Genomic DNA, 19,027 nt, shown 5'->3' on the forward strand with positions numbered 1-19,027 from the left:
CCAGAAGAGCGGAACTGCTAGTCAAAAGCCGAAGTAGGGAAAGGGTTAGCTGACCTATCGGATAATTCGACTTCCTCTCCATTGGAAGGAAAGCAATAGTGACGACAGCTAGGAGGCTTACGAGGGCATAGAAGGTCGTACCAGGATAAGTTGCGAATGCGGAGGAGAACAGCCAAACGAAAGCGTACGGAACCCATATCCAGCATTGCGAAACCCGAAGTGCTCCGGGTTGACTGGTGCGCAAATCAAGATTATTACTCAACGCGGTGGATTTGATACGGGCGGTCCCGTGAGCGGCAATTATCAGGAGGACTGTGAAAAAGCAGGCCGATAGTATTATTGCATTGCTAAACCTAGCAAGTTGCGCAACTATTGCATTCAGTGGCAACTGTGAACCGACCGAGGAGGTTCCGTATCGGTCGGTGAAAAGCTCTTGCAACAAGCATGCGAGTATTATTACGGCAACCAGCCAGATACTTGCCTTCTGAGAAGTTTGTCCGTCCTTGGAATCACTTCTAAAAGTAGCGATCGGGCCTGCCATAAGCGGTAACCTGCTCTTCGTAGGACGGTACAAGTGCTAAACAGCGCGCTGTCGAGGCCGCGCTTGGCGAAGGACTAGAGCTAGAAAATGTACGTTTCCAAAGAGGTACCTTCTCCACAAGCGACGAGGCTCAGAAATAAGTCGGTATAACCACTCCGCACCTGATCCTCGGAGAATCCGGGGAGCTTCCTTGGTGGTTCCAGCTAAGAAGTCAAAAGCCGCTCCAATGGCCACTGAGTTGATCCCCGTGGCCGTTGTCACCCTATGCGCTTCGAAGTCCTGTTTGGGTGTACCTAGGCCTACCCAGATGATATTGGCTCCGGATGCAAGAATTAGCGCATCCCGCTCGGCGAGCTCTTGAGCTGTTGGCTCACGAAATGGTGGGCTTATGGCGCAAGCAATTTGCACTCCTGGGTACATCTCTTCTGCTTGTTTCACAAGCTTTTCTAGAACGCTGGGCGTCGAACCTAGAAAGCAGTGGCGTAGGTTAGTTTCTCGACCCTGATCCAGCATGGTGCGGAAGAAATCTGGCCCGCGCATTTGACGCAGCTTCGTCATCCCGTGCAACATTCTGGCGGCTAGTTCCACGGATTTGCCATCGCATAGGTTCACCGCGGAGCTATCGTTCAGCGCCGCTTGGTAATTCACGTTTCCATCAGCAACGCACATTGAGTAAGCGTTTAGAAGATGCACATGGATGCTGCCGTCGCCCTCCTGCGCCTCCGTTCCCAGGAGCCGGCTCGCGGTCGTGCGGAAGTCTTGTTCGAACTCGGTCGATAGGACCAGAGTTGTTTCCTCACTGCGCAGTGCATCCCCCACTTTTGTCTCCAGGCTTCCTGTAGATCGACATAGCGGGGCTAGCCTACAGGCTCGAGGCGGTCTTCCAGTGGACGGGCGTCTCGGCCAGTCGTATTCGTTGCAGGGCTGCTGCTTGTGCGCCTCCGGCAGCCCTACTGGAGGTAGGATTCCGGAGGTAACGTGCGACGCGCGCGGTGAAATAATTAAGGGCTGGGGGTACGGGTGTCTAAAAAGGCGCTTATCACGGGAATCACGGGCCAGGATGGGTCCTACCTAGCGGAGCTATTGCTCCGTAAGGGCTACGAGGTGCACGGTCTCATTCGGCGTGCCTCGACGTTCAACACGGCTCGCATCGACCACATGTACGTAGATCCGCACAACCCTACGGCGAAGCTATTTCTGCATTATGGCGACCTGAGTGATGGCTCCCGTCTCGTAACGCTGCTGGCAGACATCCGACCAGACGAGGTGTACAACCTTGCCGCTCAGTCCCACGTCAGGGTGTCTTTCGACGAGCCGGAACACACCGCCGATACCACAGGCATGGGCACAGTTCGTCTCTTGGAAGCCGTCAGACTCGCAGGTATCGAAACCAAGTTCTACCAGGCGTCTTCTTCGGAAATGTTCGGTGCTACTCCACCCCCTCAAAATGAGGAAACGCCGTTCTACCCTCGATCACCATACGGAGCGGCGAAGGTCTACAGCTACTGGATCACGAAGAACTACCGCGAGGCGTATGGCATGTACGCCGTCAACGGGATCCTTTTCAACCACGAGTCTCCCCGCCGCGGTGAGACCTTCGTGACGCGAAAGATCACTCGAGCGGTCGCAGCCATAAAGGCCGGCCAGCAGGAACACGTCTACATGGGAAACCTCGATGCCGTCCGCGACTGGGGATACGCCGCAGAGTACGTGGAGGGCATGTGGCGCATGCTTCAGGCAGACGAACCCGACGATTTCGTCCTAGCCACCGGAGGCAACTACACAGTCAAGGACTTCCTTCGCATTGCGTTCGAACATGCGGGCCTAAATTGGGAAGACCATGTGAAGTTTGACGAGCGCTACCTCCGCCCCACTGAAGTGGACGCCCTTGTGGGCGACGCGTCGAAAGCACAGGACAAGCTCGGCTGGAAGGCCACTATCCATACGCCGGACCTTGCCCGGCTCATGGTCGACGCGGACGTTGAAGCCCTCAAGCACTCCGGACGCAATTGGATCGACACAGTCGATCTCGAATCCTGGACGGCGTGACGTGACGACTACTTTCATCCCTGGGTCCCTCCAGCGCGACGCTGCCTTCTACGTAGCGGGCCACCGAGGATTGGTGGGTTCTGCGATTTGGCGAACCCTCGAGTCGGAAGGTTTCTCCAACCTGCACGGGAAGACGTCCACCGAACTGGATCTCAAGAACCGTACGGCCGTCTTCGAGTACTTTGCCGCCAACAAGCCGAAATATGTGGTTCTGGCCGCGGCCAAAGTCGGTGGCATCCTGGCGAATAATAGCTATCCCGTTGATTTCCTGACAGAGAACCTGCAGATCCAGGTGAACGTTATGGATGCCGCACTAGAACACAACGTGGAGCGTCTTCTGTTCCTTGGCTCGTCCTGCATCTACCCCAAGTTGGCGCCGCAACCCATTCGCGAGGAATCGCTACTTACCGGGCATCTCGAACCCACCAACGATGCATACGCGATTGCGAAAATTGCCGGGATCATGCAGGTACAGGCCGTTCGTCGCCAGTACGGGCTCCCCTGGATCTCGGCGATGCCCACCAATCTTTACGGCCCGGGAGACAATTTTTCCCCTGAAGGCTCGCACGTCCTCCCGGCGCTCATCCGCCGATATGACGAGGCCGCGCGCGGCGGCGTTGGCACCGTGACGAATTGGGGCACCGGCTCGCCCAGGCGCGAGTTCCTGCACGTGGACGACATGGCCGCAGCTTGCCTTCACCTCCTGGAGCACTACGACGGCCCGGAGCAGGTAAACGTGGGAACGGGATCGGACGTGACCATCAAAGAGCTGGCCGAGATCGTTGCAGATGCAGTCGGATACGAGGGCACCATGGAGTGGGACACCACAAAGCCGGACGGCACTCCGCAAAAGCTGCTTGATGTTTCTAAGCTCGCGGAGGCGGGATGGACCGCGGGTATAGGTCTCGAAGATGGCGTGCGCAACACGGTGGAGTGGTATCGCACCCACCAGACGAGCCTGCGCGGCTAGACTCAGCACGAACTTCCGCCCCCTTTGGGCAACACACGTCACTGAATCGTCGGCACGGCCCTGGTTTGGCGACCATACAGAGCATCTAGAGAGGTCTCCTTTGGAGCTGCGTGACTACCTACGGATACTGCGACGAAATTGGCTGCTGATCGTCGTCTGCGCCCTCATCGGCCTGCTCGCGGGAGCCGTCGCGTCATTCGCCGTTCGACCAACCTATACGGCTCAGACCAAGCTCTTCGTGGCGATACAAAGCTCGGGCAGTGTCCAAGAACTGCAGCAGGGCAACACGTTCACGCAAGCACGGGTGCAGTCATACGTGGAAACTGTGACAGAGCCCTTAGTGCTGCAGCCTGTCGTTGATTCGCTTGGGCTGGAGTGGACGGCCGAACAGTTGGCGGGAAAGGTTACCGCCAGCGCTGATCTGAATACGGTCATCATTACGATCACGGTTAAGGACACATCGCCTGTACAGGCTGCTGCGATAGCTCGAGCCACGGCGGACAGTCTGGTGCAATCCGTCGGTGGTTTAGAAAACCCCACCGAGGGAGGTGCCTCGCCCGTAAACCTGACGGTGATCACCCCGGCAACGGCGCCGTCGCAGCCCTCGGCCCCGAACACGCGGCTCAACCTTGCCCTCGGCCTCCTTGTGGGCCTCGCGCTCGGAGTGGGCGTGGCGGTACTTCGTACGACGCTCGACACCCGCGTGCGTGGAGAATCTGATCTCCGTCGAATCAGCGACGCCCCCCTCCTCGGCGGAATCTCCTTCGATACCGATGCGCAGAAGAAGCCACTGCTGACGCAGGCCCCGACCCAGGGCCCGCGTGCCGAGTCCTTCCGGCAGATTCGTACGAATCTGCAGTTTGCGCACGTGAGCCATAAGTCCAAAGCGGTGCTCGTGACCTCGTCACTCCCTGGCGAAGGCAAGAGCACCACGGCAACAAATCTTGCAATTTCGATCGCTCAAGGCGGGCAGTCGGTGGTCCTCGTTGATGCTGATCTTCGCCGACCTCGTGTGGACGAGTACCTCGGGCTCGAGCGCAACGCTGGTCTTACCACGGCCCTGATCGGCCGGGCCGATGTCGAGGACCTCCTGCAGCCATGGGGCGCCGACGAACTATACATCCTGACAGCCGGGCAGATACCGCCTAACCCAAGTGAGCTGCTGGGATCTGACGCCATGAAGCAGCTAATCGCACGGCTAGAGCAAAAGTTTGACGCAGTCATTATCGATGCTCCTCCCCTGTTGCCCGTCACAGATGCCGCCGTGCTCGCTCAGCAGGTTGGCGGCGTAGTGCTCGTTGTCGGTTCCTCTAAGGTGAGACTGCCCGACCTGCAGAAGGCCCTCGGAAACCTTGAGCTGGTGGACGCGGACCTGCTCGGAGTCGTCATCAACTTGCTGCCAAGCAAGGGGCCGGATGCGTACGCCTACAGCTACTATTCATACGATTCGGCAGCTCCTACCACGATGGACCACGCACAGCCATTGTCCCGGCGATCCACCGGTAACAGTCCCTCTGACTTCGATGAACGGATCTTCGGGATTCCGTCTGACAACAAATAACGAGCACGTCGTCGCAGTGCGGCGTACCACAGGGCATGGGGAGCTGGTGTCGGAGATCGAAGAGAATATCGGGTGGACTCAGCGTTACGGGAGGCGGCTAGCCATCGTCGACGCCGCTGTTGTTCTTTGGGCGACGATCGGTGCGTTGATCGTCCGGTTCGGAGTTCCCGAAGCGGAACGATTGAGCGCGAGCGAACAACCCTATGTGGTCCTATCTCTCCTTCTCGCTGCCGGCTGGTGGGCCATGCTGTCCTTGCGAGGCAGCCGCGAGGCGACCGTATTGGGGCACGGCACGGAGGAGTACAAGCGGGTTGTCAGCGCCTCCCTCATCTTGTTCGGGGTCGTAGCAATCGTCAGCTACGCGCTGCAGTTCGACACCGCTCGTGGATACGTCGGCGTGGCCCTTCCGTCCGGTCTCATCATGCTCTTGTTGTCCCGCGCAATAGTGCGTCGTTTTCTCCACATAGAACGCGAGCATGGTCGTAGCTCCCTCCGCGTGCTGGTGATCGGCAGCTCGAGCGGAGTGCAGCATCTTGCCGACTCCTTGCGTGCGCAGCCGATGGCTGGCTACCTCCCGGTAGGGGCTTACCTCCCCGGAGTCGAATCCGGCGCGAGCACTGCCGACCTCCTGGATCTGCCCGTGATCGGGAGGGCTGTCGAGGCCGATGACATCGTCGCCGACATCAAGGGATTCAATCCGGATGCCGTAGCTCTTTCGAGCAGCATGCAATTGGCGCCCGAGACCATCAGAGCCCTCGGTTGGGCGCTCGCTGACCTCAACATTCGCCTCATCATGGCACCTGCGCTAACGGACGTCGCCGGACCACGTATTCATACCCGTCCCGTCGCCGGCCTCCCGCTGATCCATGTCTCAACCCCGAACCTCGAAAAGGGGCAGCGCTTCGTCAAGCGTTCCACCGACATAGCCGGCGCCGCACTGCTGATTATCGCCACGTCTCCCCTTCTGGCCGTGCTCGCCCTGCTCGTGCGGTTCGACTCGCCAGGGCCGGTCCTGTTTCGGCAGGAACGGGTAGGCACAGCCGGTGAGCGCTTCGAGATGTACAAGTTCCGGTCGATGGTGATGGATGCAGAGGTGAAACTCGAGCAGCTCCGTGAAAACCACGAGGGCAACGAAGTGCTGTTCAAGCTAAAGAATGATCCCCGAGTTACTCGCGTAGGTCGCGTCCTGCGCAAATTCAGTCTCGATGAGCTGCCACAACTCTTCAACGTGCTCGGCGGATCAATGTCCCTGGTAGGCCCCCGACCTCCCCTGGCCGCCGAGGTGGAGCGCTACGATATCCGCGCTCACCGGCGACTACTGGTACGCCCCGGGATGACCGGGCTGTGGCAGGTCAGCGGACGATCACTGCTGTCCTGGGATGAGACCGTTCGGCTCGATCTCTACTACGTGGAGAACTGGTCCTTCCTGGGTGACCTGACCATCCTCCTCCGGACAGTTAAAGCTGTTATCGGACGCCACGGCGCCTTTTGACGATTACGTTGCTTGCCTGTTTTGTAACAATTCCCACCTCCAACGACCACCGTATGAAGGACTCTTGGCATGACTGACGGATACTCCCCGCACGCCGAGCCCGCCCGCTCCAAAGCGGCGGTATCGGCTAATAGGAGCTCGCCCGCGCCGAGGGGCAGCCGCGCCAAGCGCGGCCGCATGCTGCTGGTGATCGCCGTCGTCATCCTGGTGCTGCTCGCGGCGGCCGGCGGCTGGCTGGTACACCGGGCGCACCAGGTCCGCAGCAATCTGGAAAGCACTATGTCTTTGCTCCCCGACTTGCAGGCGGCGGTCCTGGACCGTGACACCGACCGGGCCAGCTTCCTAACAGCGGAATTGGCGGGGCACACGACCACAGCTCGTGCCGCCGGTACCGACCCGCTCTGGAAGGCAGCTAGCCTGATTCCATTCGTCGGGCAGAACTTCAGTGCAGTATCCGAGGTCACGGTATCGGCCGATGACGTGGTTAACCGTGCCGTTGCGCCCATGGTCGACAAGTTCGCGGCCCTGGATTGGGACGCACTTACACCGGTCGATGGACGGATTGACACAGCCCCGCTGGCGGACATCGCCCCAACCCTGTCCGCGGCAGCGACGACGGTCAATCTCTCCTACGGCCGCCTCGAGGGAATCGACCGCTCGGAGCTGCTACCGCAGATCGCCGGGCCGCTGCAGGACGCTATCGACGCGCTGGAGGAAGCGCGGGGGCCCATCAACGGTGCATCACGTGCCGGTCAGCTGCTTCCCTCCATGCTTGGCTCCGACGGGCCCCGCAACTATCTGGTGCTGGTGCAAAACAGTGCCGAAGTTCGCGCGACGGGCGGCATCTCCGGTGCGCTGGCCGTACTCACCGTCGAGGACGGACGGATTGCCCTGACGGACCAGGGCAGCGCTTCCGAGATGGGACGGTTCACCCCGTCGATCGGCGTGGATCCCGAGCAGGAGCTGATCTACTCCTACCGCATGGGCACGTTTATGCAGAGCGTGAACCTCACCCCCGACTTCCCCACGGCCGCTTCGACCGCACAGCGGATGTGGCAGGAACGTCACCCAGGGTCGCGGATCGACGGAGTGATCGCGATCGATCCCGTGGTGCTCGCCAACATCCTGTGGGCCACGGGGCCCGTGGAGCTCGGCGAGTTCGGAGACCCCGCCGTCGATGCCCTGCTCGCAGAGACTCAGTTGCCCACCGCGCTCGATTCCGCGAACGTGGTGCCCACTCTCCTCTCGGACGTGTACGCGCAGATCGAGGAGCCGGCCCTGCAGGACGCCTACTTCGCGGCTGTTGCCGGCAAGGTCTTCGGGGCGCTGACCGATGTTCAGGGGGACGGCACGCAGCTCGTCGAATCCCTGGTCACCAGCGCCGAGCAGGGCCGCCTGTACCTGTGGTCCGCGACACCTGAGCAGCAGGACCTGCTCGCGCAGACCGACCTCGCCGGCGCAGCGCTGGGTCCCGCCGTCGGCGGAGCCGCCTTCGGGGTGTACTTCAACGACGGTACCGGGGCGAAGATGGACTACTACGTGCGCCGCACGGTGCAGCTCGTCAAGAGCTGCCCGGGTGACGGGTACTCCCTGTACACGGCCAAGGTGACGCTGACCAACACGGCTCCCGCTGACGCCGCGACCAGCCTTCCCGAGTACGTCACCGGAGGCGGGGCCTTCGGTGTGGATCCGGGCCGGGTGCGAACCAATACGGTCGCCTACGGGCCGGCCCAGGCGCTCCTGCAGCAGACGAGGATCAACGGCGAGGACGTGCCGGTCGGTTCCTTCGCGCACGGCAACCGGCCCGTGGGCATCCTCACCACAGAACTCGGACCAGGCGAGACGGCAACCATCGAGGTGGACTTCTCGAAGGTGGTGCAGGAAAGCGAGCCGGTGCTCGACATCACGCCGACCGTTCAGGACCCGGCCGATGTGCTTCTGCCGGCGGAAGGCCTGCAGTCCTGCAGCTGACGCAGTTGAAGTGGCTAGGCGAGGTTAACACTGGGTTACATCTTTGCCAGTGGCGTTCGAAGCCTTCCCCTACCTAGGCATACTTGGTAACTTCTGAGTAGAGGTACTTCCTTACTAAGTAGTAAGTCATCGGCGGTTCGAGTAATCGTCGTGGGTCCTATAGGGTAGGGGAGAGTAGGCTCAGGGCGTTTTGGGAACGAAGGCCCCGGTCACTTCACCGCTTTTCTCTCGTCTCAATCACCTTTATGGGGAGCTCATCATGAACAAAACCGCCTCAGTCCTGGCCGTCGCTGGAACCCTTGCACTCCTTGGAGCCGGCGCAGCGCAGGCCGCTCCTGTCTCGACCCCCGCCTACGTCACCACGCCGGCGCCCGGCACGGTCAGCGATGGCACTGTTGCTCCCGGCGACACCGTAGTGTTCAGCAGCAACGACGGTCTCTTCGAGCCCAACGAGCCCATCCGCATCACGGTCGACCGCACCGACGCAACGCCCTCGGCTGCAGGCTTCGGTGCCGGTGGCGCTGCTGCAGCGCGCGGCGGGCTGATCGTGCTCAACGAGATCGTCCTCGACAAGACGATCAATGCCGATGCACAGGGCAACTTCTCCTACAACGTGCAGCTCAACGAGGAAGGCGTGTACACGCTGACCGCAGCTGCACTCGATGGCAGCCCCGTAGTCACCTCTCGCGTGGTCGTCGACTCCGCCAACGCCGTTGGTGGCACCACCGGCGGTTCGACCGGAGGCACCACCGGCGGCGGAACCACCTCCTCGGTCAAGGGCGGCCTCGCCAACACTGGTGTCGATTCCGCAATGCTCCTCTGGGGTGCCGCCGGCATCGGTGCACTCGGCCTGGGTGCCGGCAGCATCGTCGTCTCCCGTCGTCGTGCGGGTGCCGAAGCGTAACCAGTACACCATCTAGCAGAATGGGCAGACCCTGAGGGTCTGCCCATTCTGTGTTTAACTGCAGACGTTCTTTGTTCGTCGGGCGAATCAGATGTTGAGAGCCGCGAAGGTCAGCATCCCGGCGCCGATCACGAGCATGAGTAGTCCGAAGTACTGCAACCACTGGTGAGGCCTGACCTTCCTGATCCTGCGGCGAAGGCGGCGGCGGAGTCTCCTGGTGAACGAAGACTGCTGCGTGCGGTACATGGAATCGACCCCCGGTAGTGAGACCACATCTGCAAGAAGGAAATCCCGCGCCTGTTAAACGAGTAAGGGGCCAGCGGCAGCTGGGGACGGAGTCTTGGTCTCAGGAAGACTCCTTTGCCACTGGCCCCGATCCGGGACCCGCTTTTTCTTCGGGTAAGGGCACAAGCCCTGCTGCTGAAGCATCCTTGGTTCAACAAGTGCAACACTACGGAGATCTTGCGGGCGGCTCACGAGTACGCACAACGTGTTTTCTCCAGCCGACTACGGGGACTGCAGCCCTTCACTACCTGTCACACCGCACGGGATACGCGCTTTCGCCAGGGCAGTCAGCGCGTACCGTCGTCCCCCGCCATCTCCCCCGCCAGCTCCTCCCGCGTGGTGATCCCGAGCTTCCCGTAGATGCGGTACAGGTGCCCCTCCACGGTGCGCGTGGACAGGACCAGCGCCCTCGCGATGGCACGGTTGGTGGCGCCGTCAGCGGCCATCTTGGCGATCTCCCACTCCCTGCCGGTCAGCTCGTGGGTCGTCTGCACGTCCCCCTCCTGATGCGGCAGGAACCCCTCGAGCAGGGACTGGCGCCGGCGCACGGCACGGAGGGCAAGGCGCCGTGCGCGTCCATCCCCCTTCTCCTCGAACAGTCGCATGGCCCGGGCGGAGGCGTCAGCCGCCAGCGGCAGTTTCTGGATGCTCTCGGCCTCATCGGCCGCCATGAGCAGCGCCTCGGCGTCCGCGTCCGTCAGGGCGTGCGCGTAGTGCGAGAGGACCTCGGCCTCCGTGCCCTCGAACTGGTCCGCGAGTTCCGCCAGGCGCCATGCCCTCGCTGTGTCCCCGAGGACCAGGAGCAGTTCCAGGGTGTCCTTCTCGCAGGACGGATAGGGAGCGGACCTCGCCGCCTCGGCCAGGGCCTGGAGACCGGCGAGGTCGCTGCCCTCACCCGGTGTCCCGGCGCCCCATGCCGCGAGGAAGGCCCGGCCGAGGAGCAGCAGCGCGCGGCTCCCGATCGAGGACACCCCGCTGAACTCCTCCTCGAAGGCCTTTGCCGCGGCTTTCTCCCCCACCGAGTTGGCAGCCCAGGACGCCACGCCGAGCGCGTAGGGCAGCAGCATCTCGCTGTCCAGCCGGCGCAGGCAGACCAGGGCCGGCTCGAGAATCTGCAGCGCCGTACGGAATCTCCCACGCCGCGCCTCGAGAACGGCCTCGAGCGCCGCCAGCGGACCGCTCAGGTACTCGAGGCTCACCACGGGCCTTTGCCGGTACTCCTCGAGGGCGTCCGCGGCTGCCGCGAATTCGCCCGCGTGGATCAGCGCACTCACGTACTCGACCATGACCTGCGGGCGCAGGTGTTCGAGGTCCCCGGAAGAACCCTCCACCTCCTCGAGCGCGGCCCGGAGCTCGGCGGTGGCCGTCCCGCACTTGCCGAACGCGCCGCTGACCATCCCCCTGAACACGAGCCCCAGAACCGGCAACCGGGGTTCAGCCGCTGACGCCGCGGACCACCCCGCGCCGTCCAGGACATCGAGCCCGGCCTGGGCGGCTGCGTACTGCCCTTCGAGGATCCACCCGAAGACGTGGAGCAGCGCGACCGCCTCACGCGCCGCTCCCCCGGCGTCGTCCGCTTCAGCCGTACCGCCACCCGCCTGCACTGCCTCCAACCGTGCCGTGCAGGCATCGGCGATGGCATGGACCGTGCTCGGATCATCACCCCTGCGGACGCAGGCAAGAGCGGTGAGGACCGCGGCGTCGGCGACGGTCATCGGCCGGACCGCACGGGACAGGACCTCCTCGAGCATGTCCACGGCCACCGCGTAGTCGCCGAGGTTGACCCGGACACGCGCCTCCTCGACCGTGGCGGCGTCGTCCTCTCCCCCTGCCCTCGCGGCACCCGCGAACCGCAGGGCGGACTCCGGGCTGGAGACGTGCGCGGCGGTGCGCGCCGACGCAAGGAGGACCGCTGCCGGCACGTCCACCCCGCAGTCGAGGGCCCAGTTGAGGTGGTCCATCCGGCCCTCGTGGAGTGCGGGCAGCACCACCTCGTCGTCGTCGAAGACCCTGCGGCGCAGGTCGGCGCTCCGGCCGGCGGGTACCAGCGCCCGGACGACGCGCGTCATCATGGGGTGGGCAACCCGGACCGGGCCGGCGGACGGACCGGAGTTCCGCAGGAGCCCGCGCCGGAGGAGTTGCTGTGCCACGGCGTCCTCCTCCAGCCTCGCCAGCCGCGCCTGCGGAAGGCCGCCGCTGAGCGCCACGGCCTCGTACACGGTCCGCTCCTGCTCGCTGAGACCCTGCAGCAACGTCTTGGCCAGGTCCACCAGGGCGGGGATGGGCGGGTGGAAGCGCCCCGCGAGGCACCAGACACCGCTCCGCTCCACCAGTTCGCCGGTGGCGGAGGAATGCTCGAGGAGGGCCCGCAGCATCAGGGGGTTCCCCGCACTCTGCCGGGCGAGGTAGTGCGCGGCACCCCGGGTGAGCGGACCGCCGAGCACGGCCGCGGACAGCTTCGCCGCGTCCGCGTCATCGAGCGCACGGACGTCCACGCGGCTGATGAAGCCGTCCGTGTACAGGGAGAAGAGATCGCCGGAGCGGGGCGGGATGCCGTTCGCGAAGAGGACCACCTTGATGGTCCGGGAGATCACCAGCTGCGTGAGGATGTGGCTGCTGTCGTCGTCGAGGTAGTGGGCGTCGTCGACCACCACGACCGCCTCGCGGCCTCCGGAGGCGGCACGGAAGTAGGCGACGAGCGCGCGGAGGGCGGAGAGGGAGGACGCGAGCGTCTGGGGTGTCGCCTCGGTGAGGTACGGCCCGAGCGATCCGTACGGCACGTCGGCCAGGCTCGCCGTCGCCCGCACCACGAAGCACTTCTTCTGGTGCGCCTCGAGAACCGAGACGAGGCGGCGGGCGATCGCGCTCTTGCCCGTGCCGGCCTCGCCCACCACGAGCGCACCGTGCAGGTTGGGGTGGGACAGCGTGGAGACGATCGCGCCGATGGTCCGATCGACGCCCACGAGGGGTGCGTGCCCGTCCTCGCGGCTCATCAGAGCGGTGCCGGAAGCAGCTCCGCGAGCTGTAGCCGCGAGGAGACGTGGAGCTTGGAGTAGATCTGGTAAAGGTGCCCCTCGATGGTGCGGACGGAGACGCACATGACCTCCGCGATCTCCCGGTTGGTGTACCCGCCGACCGCCAGCTGCGCTATCTCGCCCTCACGTGGCGTGAGGGCGTCGAGCTGCGAGGTGGGGCCGCCGGCATCCACGTTGGCCAGGACCCGCCGTGCCCTCTGCTGCACTTCGCGCACGGTGGACTTGTTGCCGGTGGCGCGGGCCGCGTTCAGGGCCGAGCGGGCGGCGTCCCTGCCGAAGTCCTGGTCCCCGCCCGCGGCCGCGAGCTCCATCGCCTGCAGGAGCACCTCGGCGTCCCGTGTGGACACGCCCTTCGCGAACATCTCGCAGAGACGGGCGAAGGGTCCCTGCATGCGGGCCGCGACGTCGGACAGTTCCGCCAGGGCGGCGGTGTTGCCCAGCCGCACCGAACTCGTGAAGGCGGACAGCTCGAACAGCGACGCTCCGCGCTGCCGGTCCGACCGCCCCAGGGCCTGGAGCTGCTGGGCGGCATCGGGCTTGGCCTCACGGAGCCCGAGGCTCAGCAGCTGCAGCTGCGCGACCATGCGGCGTACCACCCACGGGACACCCGGTGCGGGTTCCGCGTGCACCAGGAACGGGATGGCGGCCTTGATGTTCTGGCTCATGGTGTGGCAGAAGGCGATCGCCGCGGCCGCGAGCGGCAGCATCCGGTGCGGATCGGCGACCCGCAGCTGGTCGAACGCCGGCGCCAGGAGGACCAGGGCGTCCTCGGGGGTACCGTGCCGGCCGCGCGCGAGTCCCAGCGCCAGCTGCACCGCCGAGCCGTGGTGCATGGCCCCGCAGTCCCCGGCGGAGAGGCGCAGCTTCTGCGATCCCGATTCCCAGCAGCCGGTGGCGCTGTAGACGGCGGCCAGGCGCAGGTAGGCGATCTCGCTGGTGCGATCGCTGCCGTAGGACTCCTCCAGGCGGTCCGCGACCGAATCGGCGAGCTGGAGCGCCTCCAGCTGGCTCTCCATCATGGCCCACGCCTCACACAGCAGCACGTCGCTGCGGATCGCCTGGTCCCGGGTGAGCTGGGGGGACGATTCCCTCAGGGACAGCACGAGGTCCCGGCACTGCGCGAACTCCCCCTGCAGGGACGCGAGCTTGGCGCGGGCGATCACGACGTCGGCCCGGAGCCGGGCCTTCTCCTCCCCGGCGAGGCCGGCGTCGGCCTCCAACCGTGCCTCGGCGTCGGCGAGGGGCTCCTCGAGCCCGGCCAGGCCGAGACAGCTCCGGAGGAACGCGTCCGCGAGGAGCAGCTCCACGGCGTCCGCCGTCGCGGCCTCGCCGAGCAGCGGTGAGGCGAGCAGGAGAGCGTTCGCGGCGTCCTGGAACCGGCCCTCGAAGGTGAGGGCATGGATCCGCTCGGCGGCGGCAGCGGCGGAGGACCGGTGCGCGTCCCCGAGCTCGGCGTAGGTGGCGGCGTCCCAGTACCTGCCGGCGTGGTTGGCCGAGCGGGCGGCGGCGAGGGCCAGTGCGGCGGGTACCGGCCGGTGGCACTTCAGCAGCCACGCGGCGTGCCGCTCCGGGTCGAGCAGCTGCGCCTGCGCGGCGTCCTCGACCCAGCGCCTGTAGAGCTCGCCGGAGCGCTGTGCGGAGAGGGACTCGACGGTTCCGGCGGCTATGACGGGGTTCGCGAACTCCACGTATTCCTGCTTGCCGTGCCGCACGGCGAGGACGCCGGCCGACTGGAGGGAGTCCACGTCCGCACTGGTGGTGATGCCCTGCGCCGCATTGAGCGGCAGCCGCCCCGCCAGGGCGATCACGTGCGCGATCTCCTGCTGGCCGGCCGGCAGCTCCTCGAGGAGCGCCTGGGCCGCTTCGGCGATCTCGGCCGGCACGGGAGTGCCGCCGGGCAGCAGCACCCAGGAGTTCCCGTGCTGCACGATGCGCCGCCCGCGCAGCTCCCGCGTGCAGGCCTGCAGGAACCGCGCGTTGCCTCCACTCATGCAGTGCAGCAGCTGGACGCCCTCGGCGCTCACGGGCCCCTCCAGCTCGGCCTCGACGAAGGCCCGTACCTCCGGCGGGGTGAACGGCACCAGGTCGAACCGCTTCAGCGAGCCGTCCCGCCACAGCGCGGCGAACAGGGGATCAGCGGCCGCGAAATCCTGGGCGGTCAGCAGCACGATGGCGGTCTCGCTGAGCACGAGCTGGCCGATCAGCGCAGCCGAGGAGGGGTCGAGGTACTCGACGTTGTCCACCGCGAGGACCACGCGGCGGCCGCGTGCCTGCCGGTTCAGCAGCTCGGACACGGCCTGCAGCACCGTCACGGGGTGCTCGACGACGTCCGCCTCGAGCTCGGACAGGAGGAAGTTCACGGGACGGAATGCCTGGTGCCGGGACCCTTTGGAGCCACGGATGCGGAGGATGTAGAGGCTCTCCGCCTGGGCGGACAGCACCTGCTGCATGACCGCCGTCTTGCCTACTCCCGCTTCCCCGACCAGCACGGCTCCGACGGATCCCGGCGAGAACAGGGCATCCCCGACCGCCGAGACCGTATCCTCCCGGCCCACGAAGAAGGGCGCTTCCGCCAACCTGCTCATGTCCTCACCGCCCCGTGAAGTACTGCTGAACATATCGAGAGAAACAGCATGCCAAGGATGATGTCATCCATGAGACCACTTCCTACATCCGAAGTCTGGGTCATTCCACTTCGAGCCTAGGAACGCTTCGGGCCTGCTACACGAGTAACACTTACTGGAGTTCCACTCCACCTACTCGCTTCCCACCCGGGTAATTACGGTAAGACTACTTGCAAATCCCGCATGGAGTACTTGGACGACGAGTGTTGTGGAGCTCGGGTGGCGCGATACCAGCCGTCAGGAGTTGCCGTCGAACAGGCTCGTGACCGAGCCGTCGTCGAACACCTCGCGGATGGCCCGGGCGATCAGGGGGGCGATCGAGAGCACCGTCAACTGCGGGAAGCGCTTCTCCGCGGGGATCGGCAGCGTGTTGGTCACCACGACCTCGCGGGCACCGGACTCGGCCAGGCGCCGGGACGCCGGTTCCGAGAATACCGCATGCGTGGCGGCGATGATGACGTCCTTCGCGCCGGCGTTCTTGAGCACCTGCACGGCACCGGAGATGGTTCCGCCCGTGTCGATCATGTCGTCGATGAGCACGCAGGTGCGCCCCTCGATCTGACCGACCACCTGCTTGGAGATCGCCTGGTTGGGCACCGTGAGGTCGCGGCTCTTGTGGACGAAGGCCAGCGGCGCCCCGCCGAGGCGCTCGGCCCACTGCTCGGCCACACGCACGCGCCCGGTGTCCGGGGAGACGACGGTGACGTTGTCGGCGTCCACCCGCGTGCGGATGTAGTCGGCGAGCAGCGGGATGGCCATGAGGTGGTCCACCGGCCCGTCGAAGAAGCCCTGGATCTGCGAGGTGTGCAGGTCCACGGACATGAGGCGGTTGGCGCCGGCGGTCTTGTACAGATCGGCGACGAGGCGGGCCGAGATGGGCTCGCGGCCCCTGCCCTTCTTGTCCTGCCGTGCGTAGGGGTAGAACGGCGACACCACGGTGATGCGCTTGGCCGACGCCCGCTTGAGCGAGTCCACCATGATGAGCTGTTCCATGAGCCAGTTGTTCAGGGGCGCCGGGTGGGCCTGGATCACGAAGACGTCCGTGCCCCGGACGCTCTCCCCGGAGCGCACGTAGATCTCGCCGTTCGCGAAGTCGTAGGCCGAGACCGGCAGCAGTTCCGTGCCCAGCCAGGACGCGATCTCCTCCGCCAGTTCCGGGTGGGCGCGCCCGGAGGCCAGGACCAGCTTCTTCTCGCCGTGTGCGGTGATCTCGCTCATGCCTGGGTGCTCTTCTCTTCGGTGGGGTTGCTCGAGGGGGTGTCATTGTCGGGTGAAGCGCCGGCCGCGCCTGCGGCACCGGCGGACGCGGTGCCGGCCCGCTTCTCGGCCACCCAGTCCGCGATGTTCCGCTGCGGTGCGACGGTCAGGGCCAGCGAACCGGCCGGGACGTCCTTGCGCACCACGGCGCCCGCCCCCGTGTAGGCGCCGTCCCCCACCGTCACGGGGGCCACGAAGACGGTGTTGGAGCTGGTGCGCACATGCGAGCCGATCACGGTGCGGTGCTTGTTGACGCCGTCGTAGTTGGCGGTGATGTTGCCGCACCCGATGTTGGAGTACTCGCCGATCTCGGCGTCACCCGCGTAGCCGAGGTGCGAGAGCTTCGAGCCGCGCCCCACGGTCACGTTCTTGGTCTCGTAGAACGCGCCGATCTTGCCGTCCTCGCCCAGGACCGTCCCGGGGCGCAGGTAGGTGAAGGGGCCCACGCTGGCGCCGGCGCCGATGCGCGCGCCGCTCCCGTGCGTCCGGACCACGTGCGCGCCCTCGCCGACGACGACGTCGGTGAGGGTGGTGTCCGGACCCACCACCGCGTCCCGCGCCACGAACGTCCCGCCGTGGAGCTGCGTGTTGGGCAGCAGCGTGGTGTCCTCCTCGAGGACGACGGTCGCGTCGATCCACGTGGTGGACGGGTCCACGATGCTGACTCCGGCGAGCATCCACCGCTCCACGAGGCGCCGGTTCAGCTCGGCTCCGAGAGCGGCGAGCTGCAGGCGGTCATTCGCGCCCTCGACCTGCCAGCGGTCCTCCTGCACGACGGCGGCGACGCGGCCGCCGTCGGCACGTGCGATCGCGACGACGTCGGTGAGGTACATCTCGCCCTGCGCGTTGTCGACGTCGACCCGCGTCAGCGCGCTCCTGAGAACGGCGGCGTCGAAGGCGTAGATGCCGGAGTTGACCTCGCGGATGGCCCGCTGCTCGGGCGAGGCGTCCTTGTGCTCGACGATGGCGACCACCGTGCCGTCCTCATGGCGCTGGATGCGCCCGTACCCCGTGGGGTCCTCGAGCACCGCGGTGAGGACCGAGACGGCGTTGCCCTCGCCCTGGTGCACCGCTACGAGGTCCCGGAGGGTCTCGGGGGTGAGCAGGGGGACGTCGCCGTACGTCACCACCACGGTTCCGGCCAGTGGGCTCCCGGAGCGCTCGTCGAGGCCCGCGAGCGCCACCTGCACCGCCCGGCCGGTGCCGGGCACGTCGTCCTGGTCGATCAGCACCGCAGCGGCGTCGAGCCCGCTGACGTGCTCGGCCACGCGGTCACGCTCATGGCGGACGACGACGGCGAGGTCCCGGGGCTGCACGGCGCGCGCCGCGCGCAGCGCGTGCCCGATCATGGAGATGCCGCCGATGGGGTGGAGGATCTTCGGCGTGCGTGACTTCATCCGGGTACCTGCGCCCGCAGCGAGGACGATCACCGCCGCGGGGATCTCGGTACCGTCCAGCGCGGTGGCAGTGGTGCTGTCCTGGTTGCTCACGAAAAAGCGCTCCTACCTCTGGGGGACCGGCGTGTGCGGCGGACTGACCCGTCCGGGCAGCAATTCACCGTTCCGCCCATAGGATTCGAACCTATACTCCACAGCTCCAAAGGCTGGGGTGCTGCCATTACACCAGGGCGGACCGCGACCACGCTCCCCTGGTGCCGGAGCATGTGCGCACGGTTATCTAGTTTGCCATGCTCCCGGGGCACGGGCGACTCCGCCCGGAGGTTCCCTGCGGGTGGAGGCTCGGCACGGTTGCCGGGCCGCCCATCATTGAAAGCGCTGCGGCAGCGGGGCTAGATTACGAGCATGCTTCCTCCCCGGCCAGAGATGTCCAATGCCGTCCCGCCTCCCATCGTCAGGGAGGAGCCCGCTCCGCGGGTGGTGCGGGCCTCGGGTGGGCTCTGGCTCCTGGGGGTGGTTGCCGGAGTGGTGGCGCTCGTGTTCGCGTTCCTCGACCGCGAGGCGCATTTGGACACCCTGCGGGAGACCGCGAGCTCCCTCGACACAGAGGTCGAGGCCTCGGCGGTGGACCAGGTGGCCTCGGTGGCCCTGTGGGGAACGCTGGGGGTCTTCGCGCTCGTCCTGCTGCTCGAAGCACTCCTGGTGGGTCCGCTGCTGCGACGCCGCGGCTGGGCCCGCTGGGCGCTCCTGGTGATGGTGGTCTTCAACGCAGGCGCCGTGCTGCTGGTGTTCGCCTTCCTCGGCAGTGATGCTGCCGGGTTCCAGCCCGCCCCCCACCTCTCGGTGGTCCAGCTGGCCCTGGCGGTGCCGGCCCTGATCCTGTGCCTGCTTCCGGCGGCCGCGCGCTGGTTCCGGCACGTCCCCTCGCGGCGCTGACGGGC

General features: G+C 65.6%; 12 protein-coding genes and 1 tRNA gene. 7 read left to right on the plus strand and 6 right to left on the minus strand.

From position 1 onward, the window contains the following. Nucleotides 1-577: 577 nt before the first annotated feature. Nucleotides 578-1,210 (minus strand): WecB/TagA/CpsF family glycosyltransferase, encoded by a 633-nt coding sequence (locus tag AC1MFI_RS00465; RefSeq protein ID WP_479820950.1) that lies wholly within the window; start codon nucleotides 1,208-1,210, stop codon nucleotides 578-580. Between the two features lie 351 nt (nucleotides 1,211-1,561). Here AC1MFI_RS00465 and gmd point away from each other — a divergent pair, with 351 nt between their 5' ends. The 6 genes from gmd (at nucleotide 1,562) to AC1MFI_RS00495 (ending at nucleotide 9,488) form a co-directional block, all read left to right on the plus strand. Next, a complete protein-coding gene (gene gmd / locus AC1MFI_RS00470) occupies nucleotides 1,562-2,590 on the plus strand; it encodes a GDP-mannose 4,6-dehydratase (RefSeq protein WP_479818737.1) in 1,029 nt (342 codons plus the stop codon). A 1-nt stretch (nucleotide 2,591) separates the two neighbouring features. Then, entirely contained in the window at nucleotides 2,592-3,560 is a 969-nt protein-coding gene (locus tag AC1MFI_RS00475) for a GDP-L-fucose synthase family protein (protein ID WP_479818739.1), read from the plus strand. Between the two features lie 100 nt (nucleotides 3,561-3,660). After that, nucleotides 3,661-5,121, plus strand: coding sequence for a tyrosine-protein kinase domain-containing protein (locus AC1MFI_RS00480; RefSeq protein ID WP_479818740.1), 1,461 nt, complete (start codon nucleotides 3,661-3,663; stop codon nucleotides 5,119-5,121). A gap of 46 nt (nucleotides 5,122-5,167) precedes the next feature. Next, on the plus strand, nucleotides 5,168-6,613 hold the full coding sequence (locus AC1MFI_RS00485; RefSeq protein ID WP_479818742.1) for a sugar transferase: 1,446 nt from the start codon (nucleotides 5,168-5,170) through the stop codon (nucleotides 6,611-6,613). A 69-nt stretch (nucleotides 6,614-6,682) separates the two neighbouring features. After that, a complete protein-coding gene (locus tag AC1MFI_RS00490; RefSeq protein ID WP_479818744.1) occupies nucleotides 6,683-8,584 on the plus strand; it encodes a DUF4012 domain-containing protein in 1,902 nt (633 codons plus the stop codon). 259 nt (nucleotides 8,585-8,843) lie between these two features. Next, nucleotides 8,844-9,488 (plus strand): LPXTG cell wall anchor domain-containing protein, encoded by a 645-nt coding sequence (locus AC1MFI_RS00495; protein ID WP_479818746.1) that lies wholly within the window; start codon nucleotides 8,844-8,846, stop codon nucleotides 9,486-9,488. Nucleotides 9,489-10,060: 572 nt separating this feature from the next. On the opposite strand, the gene AC1MFI_RS00500 is transcribed toward AC1MFI_RS00495, so the two are convergent. The 5 genes from AC1MFI_RS00500 to AC1MFI_RS00520 form a co-directional block, all read right to left on the minus strand. Continuing rightward, complete coding sequence (locus AC1MFI_RS00500; RefSeq protein ID WP_479818747.1) at nucleotides 10,061-12,766, minus strand: helix-turn-helix transcriptional regulator; 2,706 nt, start codon at nucleotides 12,764-12,766, stop codon at nucleotides 10,061-10,063. Then, complete coding sequence (locus AC1MFI_RS00505; RefSeq protein ID WP_479818748.1) at nucleotides 12,766-15,393, minus strand: LuxR C-terminal-related transcriptional regulator; 2,628 nt, start codon at nucleotides 15,391-15,393, stop codon at nucleotides 12,766-12,768. The genes AC1MFI_RS00500 and AC1MFI_RS00505 overlap by 1 nt, the downstream gene beginning before the upstream one ends. A 276-nt stretch (nucleotides 15,394-15,669) precedes the next feature. Continuing rightward, nucleotides 15,670-16,650 (minus strand): ribose-phosphate diphosphokinase, encoded by a 981-nt coding sequence (locus tag AC1MFI_RS00510; RefSeq protein WP_479818749.1) that lies wholly within the window; start codon nucleotides 16,648-16,650, stop codon nucleotides 15,670-15,672. After that, the gene (gene glmU, locus AC1MFI_RS00515) at nucleotides 16,647-18,179 is read right to left on the minus strand and encodes a bifunctional UDP-N-acetylglucosamine diphosphorylase/glucosamine-1-phosphate N-acetyltransferase GlmU (protein ID WP_479818751.1); all 1,533 of its coding nucleotides are present in this window, start codon (nucleotides 18,177-18,179) and stop codon (nucleotides 16,647-16,649) included. The genes AC1MFI_RS00510 and glmU overlap by 4 nt, the downstream gene beginning before the upstream one ends. Nucleotides 18,180-18,249: 70 nt before the next feature. After that, a tRNA-Gln gene (locus AC1MFI_RS00520) sits at nucleotides 18,250-18,321 on the minus strand. Nucleotides 18,322-18,491: 170 nt separating this feature from the next. Between AC1MFI_RS00520 and AC1MFI_RS00525 the strand changes: the two genes are divergently transcribed. Further along, the gene (locus AC1MFI_RS00525; protein WP_479818753.1) at nucleotides 18,492-19,022 is read left to right on the plus strand and encodes a hypothetical protein; all 531 of its coding nucleotides are present in this window, start codon (nucleotides 18,492-18,494) and stop codon (nucleotides 19,020-19,022) included. Nucleotides 19,023-19,027: the final 5 nt, after the last annotated feature.

Source organism: Arthrobacter sp. BC5 (assembly GCF_056680255.1).

Excerpts from the sequence above, each read along its gene's own strand:
- AC1MFI_RS00465 (WP_479820950.1), bottom strand. The coding sequence starts at position 1,210 with ATGTGCGTTGCTGATGGAAACGTGAATTACCAAGCGGCGCTGAACGAT.
- AC1MFI_RS00490 (WP_479818744.1), top strand. The coding sequence starts at position 6,683 with ATGACTGACGGATACTCCCCGCACGCCGAGCCCGCCCGCTCCAAAGCG.
- AC1MFI_RS00495 (WP_479818746.1), top strand. The coding sequence starts at position 8,844 with ATGAACAAAACCGCCTCAGTCCTGGCCGTCGCTGGAACCCTTGCACTC.
- AC1MFI_RS00500 (WP_479818747.1), bottom strand. The coding sequence starts at position 12,766 with ATGAGCCGCGAGGACGGGCACGCACCCCTCGTGGGCGTCGATCGGACC.
- AC1MFI_RS00505 (WP_479818748.1), bottom strand. The coding sequence starts at position 15,393 with ATGAGCAGGTTGGCGGAAGCGCCCTTCTTCGTGGGCCGGGAGGATACG.
- AC1MFI_RS00510 (WP_479818749.1), bottom strand. The coding sequence starts at position 16,650 with ATGAGCGAGATCACCGCACACGGCGAGAAGAAGCTGGTCCTGGCCTCC.
- AC1MFI_RS00525 (WP_479818753.1), top strand. The coding sequence starts at position 18,492 with ATGCTTCCTCCCCGGCCAGAGATGTCCAATGCCGTCCCGCCTCCCATC.